The following is a 324-nucleotide window of genomic DNA, read 5'->3' as shown; positions in this document are numbered from 1 at the left end:
CAAATCTCAATGCGCGTCCGTGGGCTTAGATTTACACATTTCTCTAGATATTCAGAAGCACATTAGCGTGCCATACCCACATCAAGGGCCACAGGCAGAAGCGTTTCTTTTACTTGATGAACTGACGACGTATCGAGTGTATCTGGAGGGCGTTAAAAGTGGGGCATTTCAACGAGATTTAACTAGCGTTCGAGCACAGCCTTTGCTGCGGGCTAAACAAGCAATAAATCAACTTCGCGCTTTACCGTTAGAAATGGATGTTTTGCAACAAATTGCGGAAATGAAAAAGGCCATCGAAATGACGGCCTTTGATGAATCGGTTGC

The 324-nt window shown here is 45.1% G+C and carries 1 pseudogene; it reads left to right on the top strand.

Annotated elements, in window-relative coordinates:
- A pseudogene (locus tag R7E47_RS25160) lies at nt 1-324 on the top strand (YdcF family protein); the annotation flags it as partial.

Source organism: Vibrio sp. Vb1026 (assembly GCF_033338745.1).
Classification (GTDB): Bacteria; Pseudomonadota; Gammaproteobacteria; order Enterobacterales; family Vibrionaceae; genus Vibrio; species Vibrio alginolyticus.
The sequence above is the reverse complement of the archived record's forward strand: the minus strand, read 5'-3'. Positions and strand labels throughout refer to the sequence as shown.